The organism is Paractinoplanes brasiliensis (assembly GCF_004362215.1).
GTDB classification, from domain to species: Bacteria; Actinomycetota; Actinomycetes; order Mycobacteriales; family Micromonosporaceae; genus Actinoplanes; species Actinoplanes brasiliensis.
This window is the reverse complement of sequence record NZ_SNWR01000001.1, coordinates 3,639,681-3,656,263: the sequence shown is the minus strand read 5'-3', so window position 1 is coordinate 3,656,263 and position 16,583 is coordinate 3,639,681. Positions and strand designations below refer to the sequence as shown.

General features: G+C 70.4%; 19 protein-coding genes. 13 read left to right on the top strand and 6 right to left on the bottom strand.

Annotation, left to right across the window (positions count from 1 at the left end):
- Positions 1 to 48: 48 nt before the first annotated feature.
- A complete protein-coding gene (locus tag C8E87_RS16335; protein WP_133873895.1) occupies positions 49 to 927 on the top strand; it encodes a DUF5926 family protein in 879 nt (292 codons plus the stop codon).
- Positions 928 to 937: 10 nt separating this feature from the next.
- A complete protein-coding gene (locus C8E87_RS16330) occupies positions 938 to 1,681 on the top strand; it encodes a glycoside hydrolase family 16 protein (RefSeq protein WP_133873894.1) in 744 nt (247 codons plus the stop codon).
- Here C8E87_RS16330 and C8E87_RS16325 read toward each other — a convergent pair.
- The gene (locus C8E87_RS16325; RefSeq protein WP_133873893.1) at positions 1,652 to 2,866 is read right to left on the bottom strand and encodes an arginine deiminase; all 1,215 of its coding nucleotides are present in this window, start codon (positions 2,864 to 2,866) and stop codon (positions 1,652 to 1,654) included. The two genes, C8E87_RS16330 and C8E87_RS16325, sit on opposite strands and share 30 nt — an antisense overlap.
- Positions 2,867 to 3,178: 312 nt before the next feature.
- Between C8E87_RS16325 and C8E87_RS16320 the strand changes: the two genes are divergently transcribed.
- From C8E87_RS16320 to pheA, 5 genes are all read left to right on the top strand, one after another.
- Complete coding sequence (locus C8E87_RS16320; protein WP_133873892.1) at positions 3,179 to 3,916, top strand: hypothetical protein; 738 nt, start codon at positions 3,179 to 3,181, stop codon at positions 3,914 to 3,916.
- Between the two features lie 113 nt (positions 3,917 to 4,029).
- Positions 4,030 to 4,491 (top strand): PAS domain-containing protein, encoded by a 462-nt coding sequence (locus tag C8E87_RS16315; RefSeq protein ID WP_133876865.1) that lies wholly within the window; start codon positions 4,030 to 4,032, stop codon positions 4,489 to 4,491.
- Between the two features lie 177 nt (positions 4,492 to 4,668).
- Positions 4,669 to 5,058 carry an ACT domain-containing protein gene (locus C8E87_RS16310; protein WP_133873891.1) on the top strand — a complete coding sequence of 130 codons (390 nt, stop codon included), beginning with the start codon at positions 4,669 to 4,671 and terminating at the stop codon, positions 5,056 to 5,058.
- A 40-nt stretch (positions 5,059 to 5,098) separates the two neighbouring features.
- A complete protein-coding gene (locus C8E87_RS16305; RefSeq protein ID WP_133873890.1) occupies positions 5,099 to 5,710 on the top strand; it encodes a hypothetical protein in 612 nt (203 codons plus the stop codon).
- 114 nt (positions 5,711 to 5,824) lie between these two features.
- Positions 5,825 to 6,772 (top strand): prephenate dehydratase, encoded by a 948-nt coding sequence (gene pheA / locus C8E87_RS16300; protein WP_133873889.1) that lies wholly within the window; start codon positions 5,825 to 5,827, stop codon positions 6,770 to 6,772.
- 79 nt (positions 6,773 to 6,851) lie between these two features.
- On the opposite strand, the gene C8E87_RS16295 is transcribed toward pheA, so the two are convergent.
- From C8E87_RS16295 to C8E87_RS16285, 3 genes are all read right to left on the bottom strand, one after another.
- Positions 6,852 to 7,589 carry an AIM24 family protein gene (locus C8E87_RS16295; protein WP_133873888.1) on the bottom strand — a complete coding sequence of 246 codons (738 nt, stop codon included), beginning with the start codon at positions 7,587 to 7,589 and terminating at the stop codon, positions 6,852 to 6,854.
- Positions 7,590 to 7,669: 80 nt separating this feature from the next.
- Positions 7,670 to 8,008 (bottom strand): metallopeptidase family protein, encoded by a 339-nt coding sequence (locus C8E87_RS16290; protein WP_133876864.1) that lies wholly within the window; start codon positions 8,006 to 8,008, stop codon positions 7,670 to 7,672.
- 69 nt (positions 8,009 to 8,077) lie between these two features.
- Positions 8,078 to 8,506: an OsmC family protein gene (locus C8E87_RS16285; protein WP_133873887.1), complete on the bottom strand. Its 429-nt coding sequence runs from the start codon at positions 8,504 to 8,506 to the stop codon at positions 8,078 to 8,080.
- Between the two features lie 65 nt (positions 8,507 to 8,571).
- Here C8E87_RS16285 and C8E87_RS16280 point away from each other — a divergent pair, with 65 nt between their 5' ends.
- The 4 genes from C8E87_RS16280 to C8E87_RS16265 all read left to right on the top strand — a co-directional run bounded on the left by C8E87_RS16280 (position 8,572) and on the right by C8E87_RS16265 (position 12,453).
- Positions 8,572 to 9,348 carry a hypothetical protein gene (locus tag C8E87_RS16280; protein ID WP_133873886.1) on the top strand — a complete coding sequence of 259 codons (777 nt, stop codon included), beginning with the start codon at positions 8,572 to 8,574 and terminating at the stop codon, positions 9,346 to 9,348.
- Positions 9,349 to 9,469: 121 nt separating this feature from the next.
- Positions 9,470 to 10,732 carry a serine--tRNA ligase gene (gene serS / locus C8E87_RS16275; RefSeq protein WP_133873885.1) on the top strand — a complete coding sequence of 421 codons (1,263 nt, stop codon included), beginning with the start codon at positions 9,470 to 9,472 and terminating at the stop codon, positions 10,730 to 10,732.
- Between the two features lie 108 nt (positions 10,733 to 10,840).
- Positions 10,841 to 11,653 carry a Cof-type HAD-IIB family hydrolase gene (locus tag C8E87_RS16270; RefSeq protein ID WP_133873884.1) on the top strand — a complete coding sequence of 271 codons (813 nt, stop codon included), beginning with the start codon at positions 10,841 to 10,843 and terminating at the stop codon, positions 11,651 to 11,653.
- Positions 11,653 to 12,453: an HAD family hydrolase gene (locus C8E87_RS16265; RefSeq protein ID WP_133873883.1), complete on the top strand. Its 801-nt coding sequence runs from the start codon at positions 11,653 to 11,655 to the stop codon at positions 12,451 to 12,453. The genes C8E87_RS16270 and C8E87_RS16265 overlap by 1 nt, the downstream gene beginning before the upstream one ends.
- On the opposite strand, the gene C8E87_RS16260 is transcribed toward C8E87_RS16265, so the two are convergent.
- Together C8E87_RS16260 and ddaH are read right to left on the bottom strand one after the other, a co-directional pair.
- On the bottom strand, positions 12,450 to 13,016 hold the full coding sequence (locus C8E87_RS16260) for a bacterial proteasome activator family protein (protein WP_133873882.1): 567 nt from the start codon (positions 13,014 to 13,016) through the stop codon (positions 12,450 to 12,452). The two genes, C8E87_RS16265 and C8E87_RS16260, sit on opposite strands and share 4 nt — an antisense overlap.
- A 146-nt stretch (positions 13,017 to 13,162) precedes the next feature.
- Positions 13,163 to 13,990 carry a dimethylargininase gene (gene ddaH / locus C8E87_RS16255; protein ID WP_438866067.1) on the bottom strand — a complete coding sequence of 276 codons (828 nt, stop codon included), beginning with the start codon at positions 13,988 to 13,990 and terminating at the stop codon, positions 13,163 to 13,165.
- Positions 13,991 to 14,057: 67 nt separating this feature from the next.
- Between ddaH and C8E87_RS16250 the strand changes: the two genes are divergently transcribed.
- On the top strand, positions 14,058 to 14,516 hold the full coding sequence (locus C8E87_RS16250; RefSeq protein WP_133873881.1) for an Lrp/AsnC family transcriptional regulator: 459 nt from the start codon (positions 14,058 to 14,060) through the stop codon (positions 14,514 to 14,516).
- A 154-nt stretch (positions 14,517 to 14,670) separates the two neighbouring features.
- Positions 14,671 to 16,506, top strand: coding sequence for a beta-propeller domain-containing protein (locus C8E87_RS16245; protein WP_133873880.1), 1,836 nt, complete (start codon positions 14,671 to 14,673; stop codon positions 16,504 to 16,506).
- Positions 16,507 to 16,583: the final 77 nt, after the last annotated feature.

The window sequence follows — 16,583 nt, the reverse complement described above, 5'->3', positions numbered from 1 at the left end:
CGGGGCGGAGTGTCCTTTTCGCGCGTGCCTGGCCTAGGCTGTCTCGCCGTGAGCAAGCGTCGAAACCAACGCCAGTCCGCACCCAAGCGCGAGAAGGTGCGGGACATCTTCGTGGCCCGACCCTTCGAAGGGCTGGCCGACGAACCGGAGTGGATCGCGCTGCGCGAGCTGGTGCCCGCCGCCTCGGCGCCGCTCACCCTCCGGCCCGAGATCATCGAGGAGTACGGGGACCGTTCGATCACCCTGTCCACGGTGCTGCCCATGGCCTGGCCGGCGATGACGCGGCAGGACGGGCGGGTCTTCATCGGCCTGCAGCGTCACGTGCAGTCGGGTGACGTCTCGCGCGACCTCTCGGTGGCGATCCTGAGCGCCCTGCAGACGCAGCCGGGCGACACGGTCTCGGTGCCGGCCCTGCCCGGTCAGGGTCCCCGCCTGCAGGACATCCTCGTCGACGGCCCGCTCGAGATCACCATGCACGACAGCTTCGAGTACTGGCTCGACGCCGAGCAGGCCGAGGACCCGAACGTGAAGGCGTCCCTCGAACGGGCGAACGCCTCGATCTATCCGACCGTGCGGCTGTCAGCGGCGCGGGCGGCGTACTGGTGCCGGGTGGCGCCCGACAAGGGTCACGTGCGCTGGGTGCTGCCCGACGCCGAGGACCGCGCGCTCGACACGCTGGCCCGCCTGTCCGCCTCGGGTGACCTGCTGCTCGGTGAGCAGACCAAGTTCGCCGGCATGTTCCGGGCGCACGGCCTGCTGGTGCCGGTGTGGGACATCCCGGGCGAGCCCGAGGGCGCGGACTGGGAGGCGCCGCTGGCCGATTTCGCCAAGCGGTACGCCGACACGCTCGCCGAGACCGGCCCGCTCGACGCGGACGCCCGGCGCGCAAAGCAGGGCCTGATCGGCCGGCAGCTCACGTTGCGGTAAGGACGAGCAAGTGCTGGACGAGCGGTTCGATTCCGACGAGTTGGACCGCTCTGTCTGGGTTCCGTGGTATTTGCCGCATTGGAGCTCCCGCGAGGCCTCGGCGGCGACGTACGAGACCGGCGGCGGGCAGTTGCGCCTGAGCATCCCGGCAGGCCAGCCGCTGTGGGCCGAGGGCGTGCACGAGACGCCGCTGCGGGTGTCGGGCATCCAGAGCGCCAACTGGTCCGGTCCGGTCGGCAGCACCCTCGGCGGCCAGCCGTTCCTCCCCGGCCAGCGGGTGCGCGAGGAACAGGGCGAGTTCTGGGGCTACACACCGCTCTACGGCGACATCGAGATCCGCATGCGGGGCACGATCACGCCGCGTTCGATGATCGCGTTCTGGCTCTCCGGCATCGAGACCGCCCCCGAGATGTCGGGCGAGATCTGCGTGATGGAGGTCTTCGGCACCGACCCGCAGGCCGTCGGCATGGGGCTGCACCGCTTCCGCGATCCACGCCTGACCGAGGAGTGGGCGACGACCACCCTGCCGATCGACGTCTCGGACTTTCACACGTACGGGGTGAGCTGGCGCCCCGGTTCGCTGGCGTTCTCGGTGGACGGCGAGGTCGTCAAGCGGGTCGGCCAGGCCCCCGATTATCCGGTGCAGCTCGAGATCGCCGTCTTCGACTTCCCCGGCCGGGCGCATCTGGTCGAGGGGTCCGTTCCGGAGCCTGAGCTGGTCGTGTCACACGTCCGGGGTCGCCCCGCCCAGTGATTCGCGCTCGATCGGGCAGCTCATGCACCGCGGGCCGCCCCGGCCGCTGCCGAGTTCCGAGCCGCTGATCCGCACCACCTCGATGCCGGCCCGTTCCAGCTGGGCGTTCGTCTCGACGTTCCGCTCGTACGCGACACAGAGGCGCGGCGCGATGGCCAGGGTGTTGTTCCCGTCGTCCCACTGCTCCCGCTCGGCGGTGACCGGGTCGAGGCCGGTGTCGATGATCCGGAGCCGATCGATGCCCATCGCCTCGGCCGCCGCTTCCAGGAAGGGCCGCGGCCCGGTGGCGTGCGGTTCCCCGTCGGCGTCCGCGGTCACCGTGTACGCCCGCAATGCGTCCGCGATGTTGGGGTACATCACCACCGCGTCGACGTCGACCATCGTGCACACCGTGTCGAGGTGCATGGTGGCGCGTTCCTGGGCGATCGGCACGGCCAGGATGGTGCCGGCCAGCCCGGCCGTGAAGACCCGGCGGGCCAGCCGCTCGGCCCCCGCCGGGGTGGTGCGCTCGCCGACCCCGATGGCCAGCACCCCGGGCGCGAGCAGCAGCACGTCGCCGCCCTCGAGCAGCTCGAGCGAGGGATCGTAGAGCAGGTCGGTGCCGGCGAACCGCGGGTGGTAACGATAGATCGCCCGGGTCAGGGTCGTCTCGCGGCTGCGGGCCGGCATGGCCAGGCTGGTCACGGCCACCCGGTCCCGCACCCAGACCGAGGAGTCCCGCGTGAACAGCAGGTTGGGCAGCGGGTCGATGACGAAGTCGAGCCGGTCCATCATCTCGTAGACCAGGCCGCCCGGTCCGGGCTTGAGCTCCTCGTGGGCGAGCCCGGCCATCAGGATCCCGGCCAGCCGGCGCGGATCCTGATCGGCCAGACAGCGGCCCACGCTGTCGCGCAGGGTGTCACCGAGGCGGCGATCGGCCAGCACGCCCTCGGTCAGCTCGGCCCGGGCGGCGTCCACGGCCAGCGTCTCGGCCAGCAGGTCACCCAGATAGAGGACTTCGACGTCGCGTTCGCGCAGGGCGGCCGCAAAGGCATCGTGTTCCTCTTGGGCCCGGCTCACCCACGGGATACCGTCGAACAGCAGACTGTCGTTGTTCCGCGGGGTCAGCCGGGCCAGTTCCGGCCCGGGGCGGTGCAGCAGCACCGTTCGCAGCCGGCCCACCTCGCTGTCGACGTAATGCGCCACGAGCCGACGGTAGCCCACTCGGCGATCTCCGGCATCCACTCGGGCACGCGGTGCTACCGGACGATGACGTTCTGCCTAGATCATGAGACATCTGTGCACGAAGGCGGCTCGCCGACTAACTTTGGTCTTGAAAACTCTTCGACCGGGGGATCAGGCGCCGAGATGCACCATCCGCAAGAACTCGCGATGCGTGAATGCGGCATTCATCCCCTCATTCCACTTTCTTGACACGCCTACGTCTTGCTTCCGTATGGGGTCGAGCACTTACGGTAGTGAAAAGAGAGCCCGAAGGACCTTTTGCCGGAGGTCGCAGTGACTGTCTTCCCAGCCCGCCCTGCACTACCTGTCCCGCCGAACAGTCAGCGGGTCATCGATCGACGCTTGAGCGAGACGCAGGCGCTCGAGGGCCCGACGCGCCAGTCGCCCGCCGACTGGGCACGCCGCCGCCGCGCCGAGCGTGACGCCCGTCGCCTCGAGGCCGCCGGCGCCCGCGCGCTGACCCGCCTCGATCGGCTCGGACCCAACTGGCACATCGTGGACTGGCCGCGCACCGACGCGCTGAGCTACTACGAGCCCGACCCCGCCGACGACCGCGCCGGTTTCCTGGCGATCGGCCCGGGCGGCGTCTATGCGGTGACCGTCGCCGACCACGGTCGCGCCCGGGTGCTGATCGCGGGTGACGTGGTGCAGATCAACGGAAAGCGACCGCAGTACATCGCCGAGGCCCGCCGCGAGGCCCGCCGGGCGAGCAAGGCGCTCTCCGCCGCCGTCGGCCTCTCCGTGCCGGTGACCCCCGTGCTCACCTTCGTCGGATCTGGCGTGATCAGCGTGCACGGCCTCCCCAAAGAGGTGCTGGTCGCCACCGACAAGGAACTCGATCGGCTGTTGATCGCGGGCGGGGCCCGCATCTCGCCGGCCACCGCGGGCAAGCTTTCGGCCGTGGCCAGCCACCCCGCGACGTGGGCAAACGCTCCTTATCGCCCGGCCGGCGACTATCGCTGGCACGCTGACGGACAAACGGCCGCTGACAAGCGGACAGCGCGCCGGTAACGTTCCTTCCGGTTGTAGTCGACGGCTTGGCCGCCGCGACGGCGCCGGGCCTCACGCAGGCCCCGGCGCTGTCACGGCGCCGCCCGTCGAGCGGCACGAGCGAGGAGGACCGTGTGGCGCACGTCGAACTCTCACTCTCGGGAGCGTTCGTACCGCAGGCGCGCACGCCGTCCGAGGCCGAGTTCGTCCCGAGCCTGGAAAGGTGGACGGCGACCGTGGCCGCCGCTCCCGAGCCATGCCTCATCATCGACACGACCACGGCGATCATTGCGGCCTCGCCGTCCTGCGGTGAGCTGCTCGGCATGGGCAAGGCGCCCGAGGTGATCGGCAAGCCGCTGGGCTCGGTGCTCCACCTGATCGACTTCACCGCGACCGCCGGCGAGCTCGAGGAGTCGGACGCCGACAAGATCCCGCCGTTGCTGGCCCTGCGTAGCGAACGGCTCGCGCGCGGCCTGCTGCGTGTGCTGCCCGGTCCGGGCGAGGCCCCGCTCACGGTCGACGCGATCGCCACCCCGCTGTTCGACAACGAGCGCGTGGCCGGCTCGATGACGTTCTTCTCGGCCGTCCGATACTGAGCGGCGCCCTTCCGCAGCCGTCCGGCATTCCTCCCGCCGCCCCGGCACTCGTCCCACCGCCCGGCTCTCTCCGCGCTGCCCGGCAGTGGGCGGCGTTACGAGCAGGTTTCGGGTTTGTGGTCTTCGCCGCACCCGGTGGGCATTGGGCAAGCCTGATGCGAAACGTAGTCTGCCCTCATGCTCGATCTAGATCTGCTACCGGCGGAGTACGCGGTGTGCCGGCTTCCGGCCGGTTCACCGATCCCTGCTTCGCTGAGCGGAGGTCCGGACGAGAAAAGTGTGATCTCGCTCAGCTGGGACGCCGACGAGTTCTCGATCATCTGCCCGGCCGACCGGGTGCCCGCCGGCGCCGAGGCCGACACCGCCTGGCGCTGCCTGCGTGTGGTCGGCCCGCTTGACCTGGCGTTGACCGGCGTGCTGGCCTCGCTGATCGGGCCGCTGGCCGAGGCCCGGGTCAATATCGTCACGTTCTCGACGTATTCCACCGACTATCTGCTGGTGCCGACCGTGCGGCTCACCGAGGCAGTCGACACGCTGCTCGCCGCCGGACACCGGATAGCGTCCTGACCCTGGTCACATCGGGCGTTCCGGGCTTTACCATGTCCGCGTGTCCCCCCGCACATCCCTGATCCTCACCGCGCTCGCCGGCGCGGGCGTCCTGCTGGGCGCGTGCGGCAAACCCCCGGAGCCGTTGCCGACCTCGCCGCCCTATTCGACGCCGAGCGCGGGCGCGATCTCGCTCGGCGCCTCCGACCTGGGCCTGCCGACCGGGCTGCCGACCGGGCTGCCGCTGCCGACCGGCGCTTACCCGACCGGCACCGCCTATCCCACCGGCCCGGCCTACCCGACCACCGGGGTCGCGACGCGGACGACGCCACCTCCCACCATCCCGCCCGAAGCCACCCGGGCCACGCCGCTGCCGTCGCCCGCGCCCAAGTGCACGACGCAGCCCACCGGCGCGCAGATCCTCGCCCTGATCAAGGGGCAACCGGGCATCCCCGACAAGCCGATGCGGGTGGACGGGGGTCCGTACTGCTCAGGCACGTGGTCGTTCACCACGGTGGAGGCGGCCACCGCGAGCGCCGGCGAGCCGCTGATGGTGGTCGCGACCGGGGCCGGCGAAACGTTGACGCTGGTCGCCGCGGGCTCGGACGTCTGCGTCAACCGCGTCGAGACCACCGCCCCGCCCGGCATCCGCGTGCTGGCCTGCGGCTCCTGACGCCGCCGAGCCTCGGGCGGGGTCGGCGTGCATCGCTGCGAGCGCGGCATGCACCTGTGGGTCGGACCCGGACTTCCGGCGGTCACTGAGGCGGCTGGGCCTAGACTTCCGGTCATGCCGGGAACGCCGCCGACGCGCTTCGTCTACCTCGGTCCGGAGGGCACCTTCACCGAGGCCGCCCTTCGCACCATTCCGGCCGCCGAGCGCGGCGTGCGCACTCCCGCGCGCAGCGTGCCCGAGGCGCTCGAGGCGGTGCGCGCGGGTGACGCAGACGCCGCGCTGGTCCCGCTGGAGAACTCGGTCGGCGGCGCCGTCCCGGTCACGCTCGACGAGCTGGTCACCGGCAGCCCGCTCGTGATCACCCGCGAGGTGGTGATCCCGGTCGAGTTCGTGCTGGCCGCCCGGAGTCGGACCCCGCTGGGCCAGATCCGGTCGATCGCGGCCCACCCGCAGGCGTCGGCCCAGTGCCGCAACTGGCTGCTCGCCAACGTGCCCGACGCCGTGATCGTCGACGTGCTCTCCAACGCGGCCGCGGCCATCAGCGCCGCCTCGGGCGAACACGACGCGGCCCTGTGCGCGCCGATCGGGGTCCCCCGTAACGGGCTGACCGTCCTGGCCGACAAGGTGGCCGACCACGCCGACGCGGTGACCCGGTTCGCGTTGCTGACCCGGCCCGGCCCGCCCGGCGAGCCGAGCGGCGACGACGTCACGTCGCTGGCCGTGTCCATCCGGCACGACCAGGTGGGCGCGCTGCTCGCGGTGCTCACCGAGCTGGCCGTACGGGGAATCAATCTGTCCCGCATCGAGTCCCGTCCGACCGGCGTGCAGCTGGGGACGTACGTCTTCTTTCTCGACTGCACCGGTCACGTGGCCGAGGCCCGCCTGGGCGAGGCGCTGCAGGGCCTGCGCCGGATCTGCGCCGACGTCCGCTTCCTGGGCAGCTATCCCCGCCACCGGCTGACCCCCGAGACCCCCGTGGCGCCCCCACGAGGGCTCTCGAACACCGACTTCGCCGACTCGTCAGTCTGGCTCGCCCAGCTGCGCAAGGGAGATATCGCCTGACCGACGGCCGCAGCCAAAGCCCGCATTCCGACCTCCCGGGGCGTAATGCCCGCCGAGCGGGGAGCGAAGGCCGGCAAGCTCAGTTGCCGAAGATGTTGCCGAGGATGCCGCCTTCCTGCTGGTTGCCGCCGCCGCCCGTGCCCGCCAGGCCCGCCGGGGGCTCCTCGGAGGGCTGAACGACCACGAAGCCCTGACCGGCGAAGCTCATCGTGAACCGCTCGCCGGTGGTGCGGCCCAGCAGCGTGCCCAAGCCGAGTTGCTCGGCGCGGTGATAGCCGGTCTGCAGGCTCGCCGACCAGCAGATGGCGGCCTGCGGGTCGACATAGGTCGGCTGGTCGACGGTGAGCACGACCGGGGTGCCCTTGGTGGTGACCGCGATCCGCCCGTGGCCGCTGAAGACGCAGTTGAACAGGCCGGCGTTCGACAACATGCCGGCGCCCTGCACCATCTTGATGTCGTAGTTGAGCGACGAGTCGAAGGCCAGCACGTTCGCCCCGTTGATCGAGAGCGCGTCGCCCGGCTCGAGGTCGATCAGGTGGATGTCAGCCGCGTTGTCGGCCAGGAAGACGTCACCGTTCCCCCGTACGCGCATCAACGGCACGCCCTCGCCGGTGAGCTTCTGCTTGAGGAACTTGCCGATGCCGCCCGAGCCCAGGGCCTCGAACTGCACCTGCCCCTGGTAGGCCACCATCGAACCGACGCGCGCCATGAACTCGCCGTTCAACTCAGCCTTGAGCAGTTTGGAGTTCTGGAGCCGAAGCCCGGGCTGACTCGATTCCTTCTCGAGGTTCTCGGCGGAGAAAAGCTCGCTACGCATCCTGCACGTCCTCCTGCTTCGGCTGTTTGCCTCAGGGTAGGAGCGCTCGACAAGCGCGCTGTCAGCTTTTCAGCTTTTTCTCAGCCCCAACCCAGCTCGTGCAGGCGGTGGTCGTCGATGCCGAAGTGGTGGGCGATCTCGTGCACCACCGTGATGGCGACCTCGTCGATGACGTCGGTCTCGGTGTCGCAGACCCGCAGCGTGGGGTTGCGATAGATCGTGATGCGGTCGGGCAGCACACCCGCGTAGTCCCAGCCGCGCTCGGTCAGCGCCGTGCCCTCATAGAGGCCGAGCAGGTCCTCGCCGTCCGGCGGGTCGTCCTCGACGACGATGACCACGTTGTCCATGACCTTCAGGAGCTCGGCGGGCACCTCGTCGAGGGCCTCGCCGACCAGGTCCTCGAAGCGTTCCCGACTCATCTCGACCGGCACACGAGCAATTGTGCACCGGCCACCTGAGAGCGGCCGGTGCACGTGGGACGTGCGGGCTCAGGAAAGCTTGGCGCTCAGGCTGATCTCGGCGCCCGGCGAGAGCAGGCGAGAGATCGGGCAGTTCGCCTTGGCATCCTCGGCGATCTTCTGGAACGTCCCCTCGTCGACACCGGGCACGTCGCCGACGGTCTCGAGGTCGATGCGGGTGACGCTGAACCCGGCGTCGGTCTTGTCCATGTGGACCTTGGCGACGGTCTCGACCGAGGTCGGCGTGAAGCCGGCGTCGGACAGCGCCTTGGAGAAGGCCATCGAGAAGCAGCCGGCGTGCGCGGCGCCGATCAGCTCCTCGGGGTTCGTCCCCTCGCCCTCCTCGAAACGTGACTTGAACGAGTAGTTCCCCTGGATGCCACCCTTGCCGGTCTTGATCGTGCCGGAACCCTCGGTGAGGTTCCCCTGCCAGCGGGCGGAAGCAGAACGAATAGGCATGACCAAACGCTAGTCCATGCGGCGGCTGCTGGCCGCTCGACCTGGCACAGGGCACCATGGTTGCCATGCCCTCGCAGCAGCAGCCCGTCGACATCGACGTGACTCCGTCCGGGACGGTGGTGGAGTTCGGTCCGGAACAGCCGGACCGGCACCGGCGGTGGGACTTCTCCGCTCTGGGCCGCGAGCTGCTGGCCGACCGCCGGACGGTGCCCGTGGCCGCGGCGCTGGCCGCGCTGGCCGCTTTGGTCTCGATGCTCTCGGAGTGGCAAGTCACCACGATCGACGCCGGCACGATCGGCAGCGATTCGGGCGAGCGGCTGTTGGCCAGCGGCATCGACGACCTCGGCGCCCTGGGCGTCGGCTATGTGCTCGGGCTGTTTTTGATCGTGCCGTCCGTCGTGCTCACGCTCTTCGGCCCGCCGTCCTCCCGCCGTACGTTCCGGCTGGCCGGGCTGAGCGTGGCGGGCACAGTGTTCGGCGTCGTGCTGGCGGCCGCGGCCCGGGCGAGCTCGCAGAGCTACGTGATCGACCCGGTTTATCGCATCGCCCTCGACGACGCCGAGACCACCCTGGCGTACGGGCGGGGGTTGTGGTGCGCCCTCGCGGCGGTGCTGTTCGCCTCGGCCTCGCTTTACCTGGCCGGACGGCATCTGCCGGGCAGCCCGGCGGCGGAGGGCGCGCCCCAGGAAACCACGGCCGAGGTCCCGCCGGAGGCGACGTGGTCGTGGCGGCGCCCGTCGGCGGGACGCGACGACCTGCCCGAGGGTGAGGCGCTCGACCTCACCGTCTCGCCGTCGCAGCCGTTCACGTCCCTGCACGACGATCGCGACCGGCCGAGCTGATCAATCCCGGCGCCCTTCCGGGTCCCTTCGCCCGCACTTCGCCTGCCCTTCGCTGTCCCGGGCCGGACTTCGGGGATATCCGGGTGCTGACCGGACTCGGCCGCCGGTAGGCTCGATACTCGTGATTGACCTGCGTCTGCTTCGTGAAGACCCCGACCGGATCCGCGCCAGCCAGCAACTGCGTGGCGAGTCCACCGAGGCGGTGGACGAGTTGCTGCGTGCCGACGAGGCCCGCCGATCGGCCACCCAGCGGTTCGAGGCGCTCCGGGCCGAGCAGAAATCGCTGAGCAAGCGGGTTCCCAAGGCCTCCGGCGACGAGCGGGCCGCCCTGCTCGCGCGCACCAAGGAACTGGCGGCCGAGGTCAAGGCGGCCGAGGCCGAGACGACGGCCGCCGGTGAGGCGCTGCGTACGGCGCATCTCGCGGTGTCGAACGTGGTGCAGGACGGCGTGCCGCCCGGCGGCGAGGACGACTTCGTCGTGCTGCGCGAGGTCGGCGACATCCCGCAGATCGACAACCCGAAGGACCACCTCGAGATCGGCGAGGCGCTGCGGGCGATCGACACCGAGCGCGGCGCGAAGGTGTCGGGCTCGCGGTTCTACTTCCTGACCGGTGTCGGTGCGCTGCTCCAACTGGGCCTGCTGCAGATGGCGATCGCCCAGGCGGTCGAGCACGGCTTCACCCCGTCGATCACGCCGTCGCTGGTCAAGCCCGAGTCGATGGAGGGCACCGGCTTCCTCGGCGCCCACGCGAGCGAGGTCTACCGGCTCGAGGCCGACGACCTCTATCTGGTCGGCACGTCGGAGGTGCCGCTCGCGGCGTACCACTCGAACGAGATCATCGACCTCGAGGGCGGGCCGCAGCGCTTCGCCGGGTGGTCGTCCTGCTATCGGCGCGAGGCCGGCTCGTACGGCAAGGACGTGCGCGGCATCCTGCGGGTGCACCAGTTCGACAAGGTCGAGATGTTCTCGTTCTGCAAGCCGGAGGACGCGGCCGAGGAACACCTGCGTCTGCTCGCGATGGAAGAGGAGATGCTGGCCAAGGTCGAGATCCCGTACCGGGTGATCGACGTGGCCGGCGGCGACCTGGGCTCGAGCGCCTCGCGCAAGTACGACTGCGAGGCGTGGGTGCCGTCGCAGGGCCGCTACCGCGAGGTCACCTCGACGTCGAACTGCACGACGTTCCAGGCGCGGCGGCTCAACATCCGTTACCGCGACGCCGACGGCAAGCCGCAGACCGCCGCCACCCTGAACGGCACGCTCGCGACGACCCGCTGGCTGATTCCGATCCTCGAGAACCACCAGCAGCCCGACGGCTCGGTGCGGGTGCCGAAGGCGCTGCAGCCGTACCTGGGCGGCCGCGACATCCTCGAACCCGCACGCTGACGGTCCATACATCCGCCGGCTACCAAAAGTTATAGCCGCTGGTAGTCGGGCGGGTGTACCGTTTTCCTTCCGCCCTCCGCGGGGGTTGTGCGACCCTCGGAGGCTTTCATGGTCAAGCCTGGCCTGCCCAAGCTCATCGCGACCGACCTCGACGGCACGCTGGTGCGCAACGACGACACCGTGTCCGCCTACACTCACGAGGTGCTCGACCGGGTCCGCGCCGCCGGGATCCGGGTCGTCGGCGCCACCGGCCGCGGTCCGCGGTTGACCTCGCTGACCCGCAAGGACATCCGCGACGCCGACTACCTGGTGATGGCGCAGGGCGGCTGGGTGCTCGACCAGGCCGAGTCCACCTTCCTGCTGCGTTCCCGGCTGGCCGGGCCCACGCTCGCCGGTGTGCTCGGCGATCTGGAGGCCGAGGTCGGCGAGCTGTCGGTCATGGTCGAGGCACTGGAGCACGACGACTCGCCGCTCTGGGGCGACTACGACCCCACCTGGCGTTACCCGGTGGTTGTCGAGAACCGGGACAGGGCCGAGTGCTGCCGCGGCGACGTGATCAAGGCGTTCGCGCGCTCGTTCGCCTACGACGTCGACGACCTCCTCGCCGTGGCCCGCCGGATCGTCCCGCCGCACGTGGCTTCCGTCACCCAGGCCGGCCTCAACTACATCGAGATCTGCCCGGCGAACGTGGACAAAGGCACCGGTCTGGCCGTGGTAGCGGAGGCCGTGGGCGTCGACCCGGCCGACGTCCTGGTCTTCGGCGACATGCCCAATGACCTGCCGATGTTCGCCTGGGCGGGGTGGGGCAGGGTGGCCGTCGGCAACGCGCACGCCGAACTGCGAGCGGTCGCCGACGACGTGACGCTCACCAACGACGAGGACGGAGTCGCCGTGTACCTCGACCGGCTACTGTCGAGGTGATGTCTGCCCCTTACAAGCTGGTCGCCAGCGATATCGACGGCACCCTGATCCGCACCGACGGCAGCCTGAGCAAACGCGCCATCGAGGTGATCGACGCTCTTCCGGTCCCGTTCGTCGTCGTGACCGGCCGGCCGGTGCGCTGGCTCCACCAGCTCTTCGAGCAGATGGCCGCGCCGGTGCCCGCGATCTGCGCCAACGGGGCCGTGATCTACGACGCCGAGCGCGACGAGGTGCTGCGCGCCGACCCGCTCTCGGTCGACCTGCTGCTCGACGTGAGCAAGCGGCTGCGCGAGGCGGTGCCCGACATCGCGCTGGCCGTGGAGGTCGAGGACGGCCGCTCCTTCTGGTACGAGGAGGCGTGGCCGGTGCGCTGGGAGGCTGACACCAAGGTCGTACGGATGCTGGCCACCCCCGAGGAACTGACCTCGGTGCCGGCCGTCAAGCTGCTCGCCCGTTCGGCCCACCACGGGCCCGACGAGTTCCTCGAGCTGGTGAGCAGCACGCTGGGCGACATCGCGACGACCACGCACTCGTCGTCGAGCGCGCTCGTCGAGATCAGCGCGGCCGGGGTGACCAAGGCGGCCGGTCTGGCCTGGCACTGCGAGCGCTACGGCATCGACAAGTCCGAGGTGGTGGCGTTCGGCGACATGCCCAACGACATTCCCATGCTGACCTGGGCCGGGCACTCGGTGGCGATGGGCAACGCCCACCCCGCCCTCAAGGAGGTGGCCGACGAGGTCGGTCCCACCAACGACGAGGACGGGGTCGCGCTTTACCTCGCAGACCTGTACGGCCTTTAGAGGTATTGCCCGGTGCGGCCGCCCTCGCCGCCGTCACGCGGGGCGGGCATGCCGGGGATGGCGCCCATCGGCAGGGCCGGGCGGCCCGGGTTGCCGCCGCGCATCTGCTCGAGCTGCAGGCGGGCGGCCATCTGCTGGGCGACCAGCGCGGCCTGGATGCCGTGGAACAGACCCTCGAGCCAGCCGACGAGCTGAGCCTGCGCGATCCGCAGTTCGGCCTCGCTGGGCGGGGTCTCACCCTCGAACGGCAGCGAGAGACGTTCCAGCTCCTCACGCAGCTCTGGGGCCAGACCGTCCTCGAGCTCGGTGATGGAACGCTGGTGGATCTCACGGAGCCGGCCCCGGCTGGCCTCGTCGAGCGGCGCCGCGCGCACCTCCTCAAGAAGCTGCTTGATCATGCTGCCGATCCGCATGACCTTGGCCGGCTGCTCGATCAGGTTGCCGGGCTCCTCCGGGTTGACCGTCCCGTCGGCGTCGATCGTGCCCATCGGCCGCCCGTCCGGGCCGACCACCATGACGGAGCCGTCTTCCTTCTTCTCCGCGGTGCGCTGTTCATCGGTCATGCGACCCATCTTCCCGCACGACGCCCGGCCATTCGCCGCCGCCCATGCCGTTGTACGCGTGTCTGCCGTCACGACTGTTCGGGGCCGCCGCCGTCTCCTTGAGCCTTTCGCGCCTTCTCCTCCGCGCCCACATCTCCGCGCCTTCTTTACGGGCGCAGCTCAGCGACCGCGCACTTCACGCTGCCGCCGCCGCGCTTGAGTTCCGACAGGTCGACATGGACCGGCAGGTAGCCGGCCGCGCGCACCTTGTCGCCCATGGCCGTGGCCTCGGTGTTGAGGATCACGTGGCGGCCGTCGCTGACCAGGTTGAGCCCGAACGCCTCAGCGTCCTCCCGGTCGGCCAGGACCGCGTCCGGGAAGAGTTGGGCCAGCACGCGCTGCGAGGCGGGCGAGAACGCGCCGGGGTAATAGGTGATGTTGCGGTCGTCCAGGGCGGCCAGCGCCGTGTCCAGGTGATAGAAGGCCGGGTCGACCAGACGCAGCGAGACCACCGGGCGACCCAGCACGTCCTGGGCCTCCGCGTGCGCGGCCGGATCGGTGCGGAAGCCGTAGCCGGCCAAAACCATTCCCCCGTACGCCGCGGGCAGGTACGCGAAATCACCCTCGCCCTCGTTCACGTGCTGCGGCCCGGCGAAGCTCCAGCCCTGCAGTTCGTAGAACTCGCGGTGCGCGTCGGCCTCGGCACTGCGCTCGGGGTGGCGGAACCGCGCGCCGTAGACCATGCCGTCGACCGAGAACGCGCCGTTGGCGGCGTACACCATGTCGGGGAGCCCGGCCACGGCGTCGAGCAGGTGCACCCGGTGGCCAAGATCGCCGAGCGTGTCCCGCAGGATCTCCCACTGCTTGAGCGCCAGGGTGGCGTCGACCGGCAGGGTCGTGTCCATCCACGGGTTGATCGCGTACTCGACCGTGAAATGCTTCGGGGGACACATGAGATATGTCCGGTTTCGCGGCAGGCGCTCAATGTCGTTCACGTGATAGAGCGTAGGTAGGCTTCGGTGCACGAAACAGCCAGAAATCTTGTTCATGGGGAGCGAATCGTTGCAACTGGACGCCGTGGATCAGCGAATCGTTGCGTTGCTCATCGCCGACGCACGATCCTCGTACGCGGAAATAGGCGCGAAGGTCTCCCTGTCCGCTCCAGCGGTAAAGCGCCGGGTCGACCGTCTTCGATCCAGCGGGGTGATCAAGGGATTCACCACCGTTGTCGACCCGGCAGCCGTGGGGTGGACGACTGAGGCCTTCGTCGAGCTGTTCTGCACCGGCCGAACCACACCGGCCCAGATCACCGTGGCCACCCGCCGGCATCCCGAGGTGGTCGCGGCGTACACGGTCTCGGGTGAGGCCGACGCGCTCGTACATCTGCGGGCCGCCGACATCGGTCACCTCGAACAGGCCCTGGAGCGGCTGCGTGCCGAGCCGTTCGTCACCTCGACCCGCAGCATGATCGTCCTGTCCCGGTTGGTCGAGACGCCCACGCCGGTCCCCGCCTCAGAGTGAAAAAGCGTTCCCCGTACGCCAACACGCAGCTGGTCAACCGCACCCGCCGGCACCTCGGAGGGCGGCAAACCACCGCACCGCCCCCGGCACCCCTCAACCCGGCTGACCACCGCGCCTCGGGAACCGGGTCGCGGGCCGGCGCGTCCAACCGGACATGTCGCGTCGATCCTGGCTCTGGTCCGCGCTCGCCGTCCTGCCGCTGGCGGGGTGCACGGCGTCCACACCCGCGTCGCCACCGTCGTCTCCCGCCCCACCTCTCAGGCTCGTCGCCTTCGACTCGTGTGCCCAGCTCGAGAAGGAACTGCGGGCGGCCGCCGAGCTGAGCAGCACCGCCGAGCAGGGTGGAGCTCGGCTCGCGGTGCCCGACAACGCGCGCGCCGCCGACGCCGGGGCCGCTCCCGGTCAGGCCGCCCCGGCCCACTCGAGCACCAACGTGCACGAGGCCGGGGTCGACGAACCGGACATCGTGAAGACCGACGGCCGGCGAATCGTCACCATCACGGGCGGCGTGCTGCGCGTGGTCGACACCGCCTCGCGGGCGCAGACCGGCAAACTCGCTCTCGGGCTCAAGGCGTACGGGGAACCGACTTTGCTCTTGGCCGGGAATCGCGCGCTGGTGCTGGCCGACGGCGGTGGCGGCCCGATGCTGCGCGAGGACACCCGGATCATTCGTCCCGCCGAGGGCCGCTCCGAGCTGCTGCTGATCGATCTGTCGAGCGTCCAACCGCGGCTGATCAGCCGTTATCGCGGTGATGGCCGGATCATCGACGCGCGGCAGCAGGGCAGCACGGCCCACGTCGTGATCGGCAGCGGCCCCGACTTCCAGCGGCCGTTCCGCGGCGACACCGTCCCCGAGAACGTGATGCAGGACGACCGGAACACCATCAAGGCCACGCCGCTCGACGCGTGGCTGCCCGACTGGGAGATCACCACGGGCGGCCGTACGACCAAGGGACAGCTCGACTGCGCGGCAGTGAGCCGTCCCGACTCGTTCTCGGGCCTGCGGATGCTGCGGGTGCTCACCTTCGACCTGAACGCGGCCGAGCTCGGCGCCGGAGATCCCGTCGCGATGGTCGCCGACGGGGACACGGTCTACGGCACCGACGACAGCCTCTACATCGCGAACAACGAGACCTGGCGCTTCAACACGGCGGCCTCCGGCACGTCACGCATCGCCCCGCCCGACGGCACGAACATCTACCGCTTCAGCCTGCCGCCGGTCGGCAAGCCCGCGTACGTGGCCTCGGGCAAGGTCCCCGGCCGGCTGCTCAACCAGTACTCGATGTCCGAATGGGAGGGTCACCTGCGGGTGGCCACCACAAGCTGGGCCGACGACGCTTCGGCGGTGCGGGTGCTGCGGGAACGCAACGGCAAGCTGACCGAGGTGGGCGTGGCCGAAGGGCTGGGCAAGGGTGAGCGCATTTACTCCGTACGCTTCATCGGCCCCCGCGGGTACGTGGTGACGTTCCGCCAGACCGACCCGTTGTACAGCCTCGACCTGTCCGACCCCGAGAAGCCCCGGGTCACCGGCGAACTGAAGATCACCGGTTATTCGTCGCACCTGCAGGCGGCCGGGGAGAACCGGCTGATCGGCATCGGGCAGGAGGCGGACGCCCAGGGCCGGCCTCAGGGTGTGCAGGTGTCGCTGTTCGACGTGTCCGATCCGGCCGCGCCGAAGCGGCTCGACCAGCACGTCGTGGCCGGCGGGCAGTCCGAGGCCGAGGCCGACCCGCACGCGATCCTGTGGTGGCCGGCGACGAACCTGCTGGTCATGCCGGTCGCCGACGCCAAGGCCGACGGCGCCCTCGCGCTGCGGGTGACCGGCGACCGCCTGCGGGACGTCACCCGGCTCGCTCCGGCCGTCGCGTCGGCCGGACCCATGCGGCGGGCCGTGGTGGTCGAGGACGTGCTCTGGTCGATCACGGGCGAGGGTCTGCTCGCCACCGATACGTCCACCCTGGACCGCGTCGCCTGGGTGGATATGAGGTAGTCCATGACGCCGTAACAGGGCCTGTCGTCGCCGGTCCGCCACAGCCCCGCGTGGCCGGCGCGGCAACCCTGCCGAGC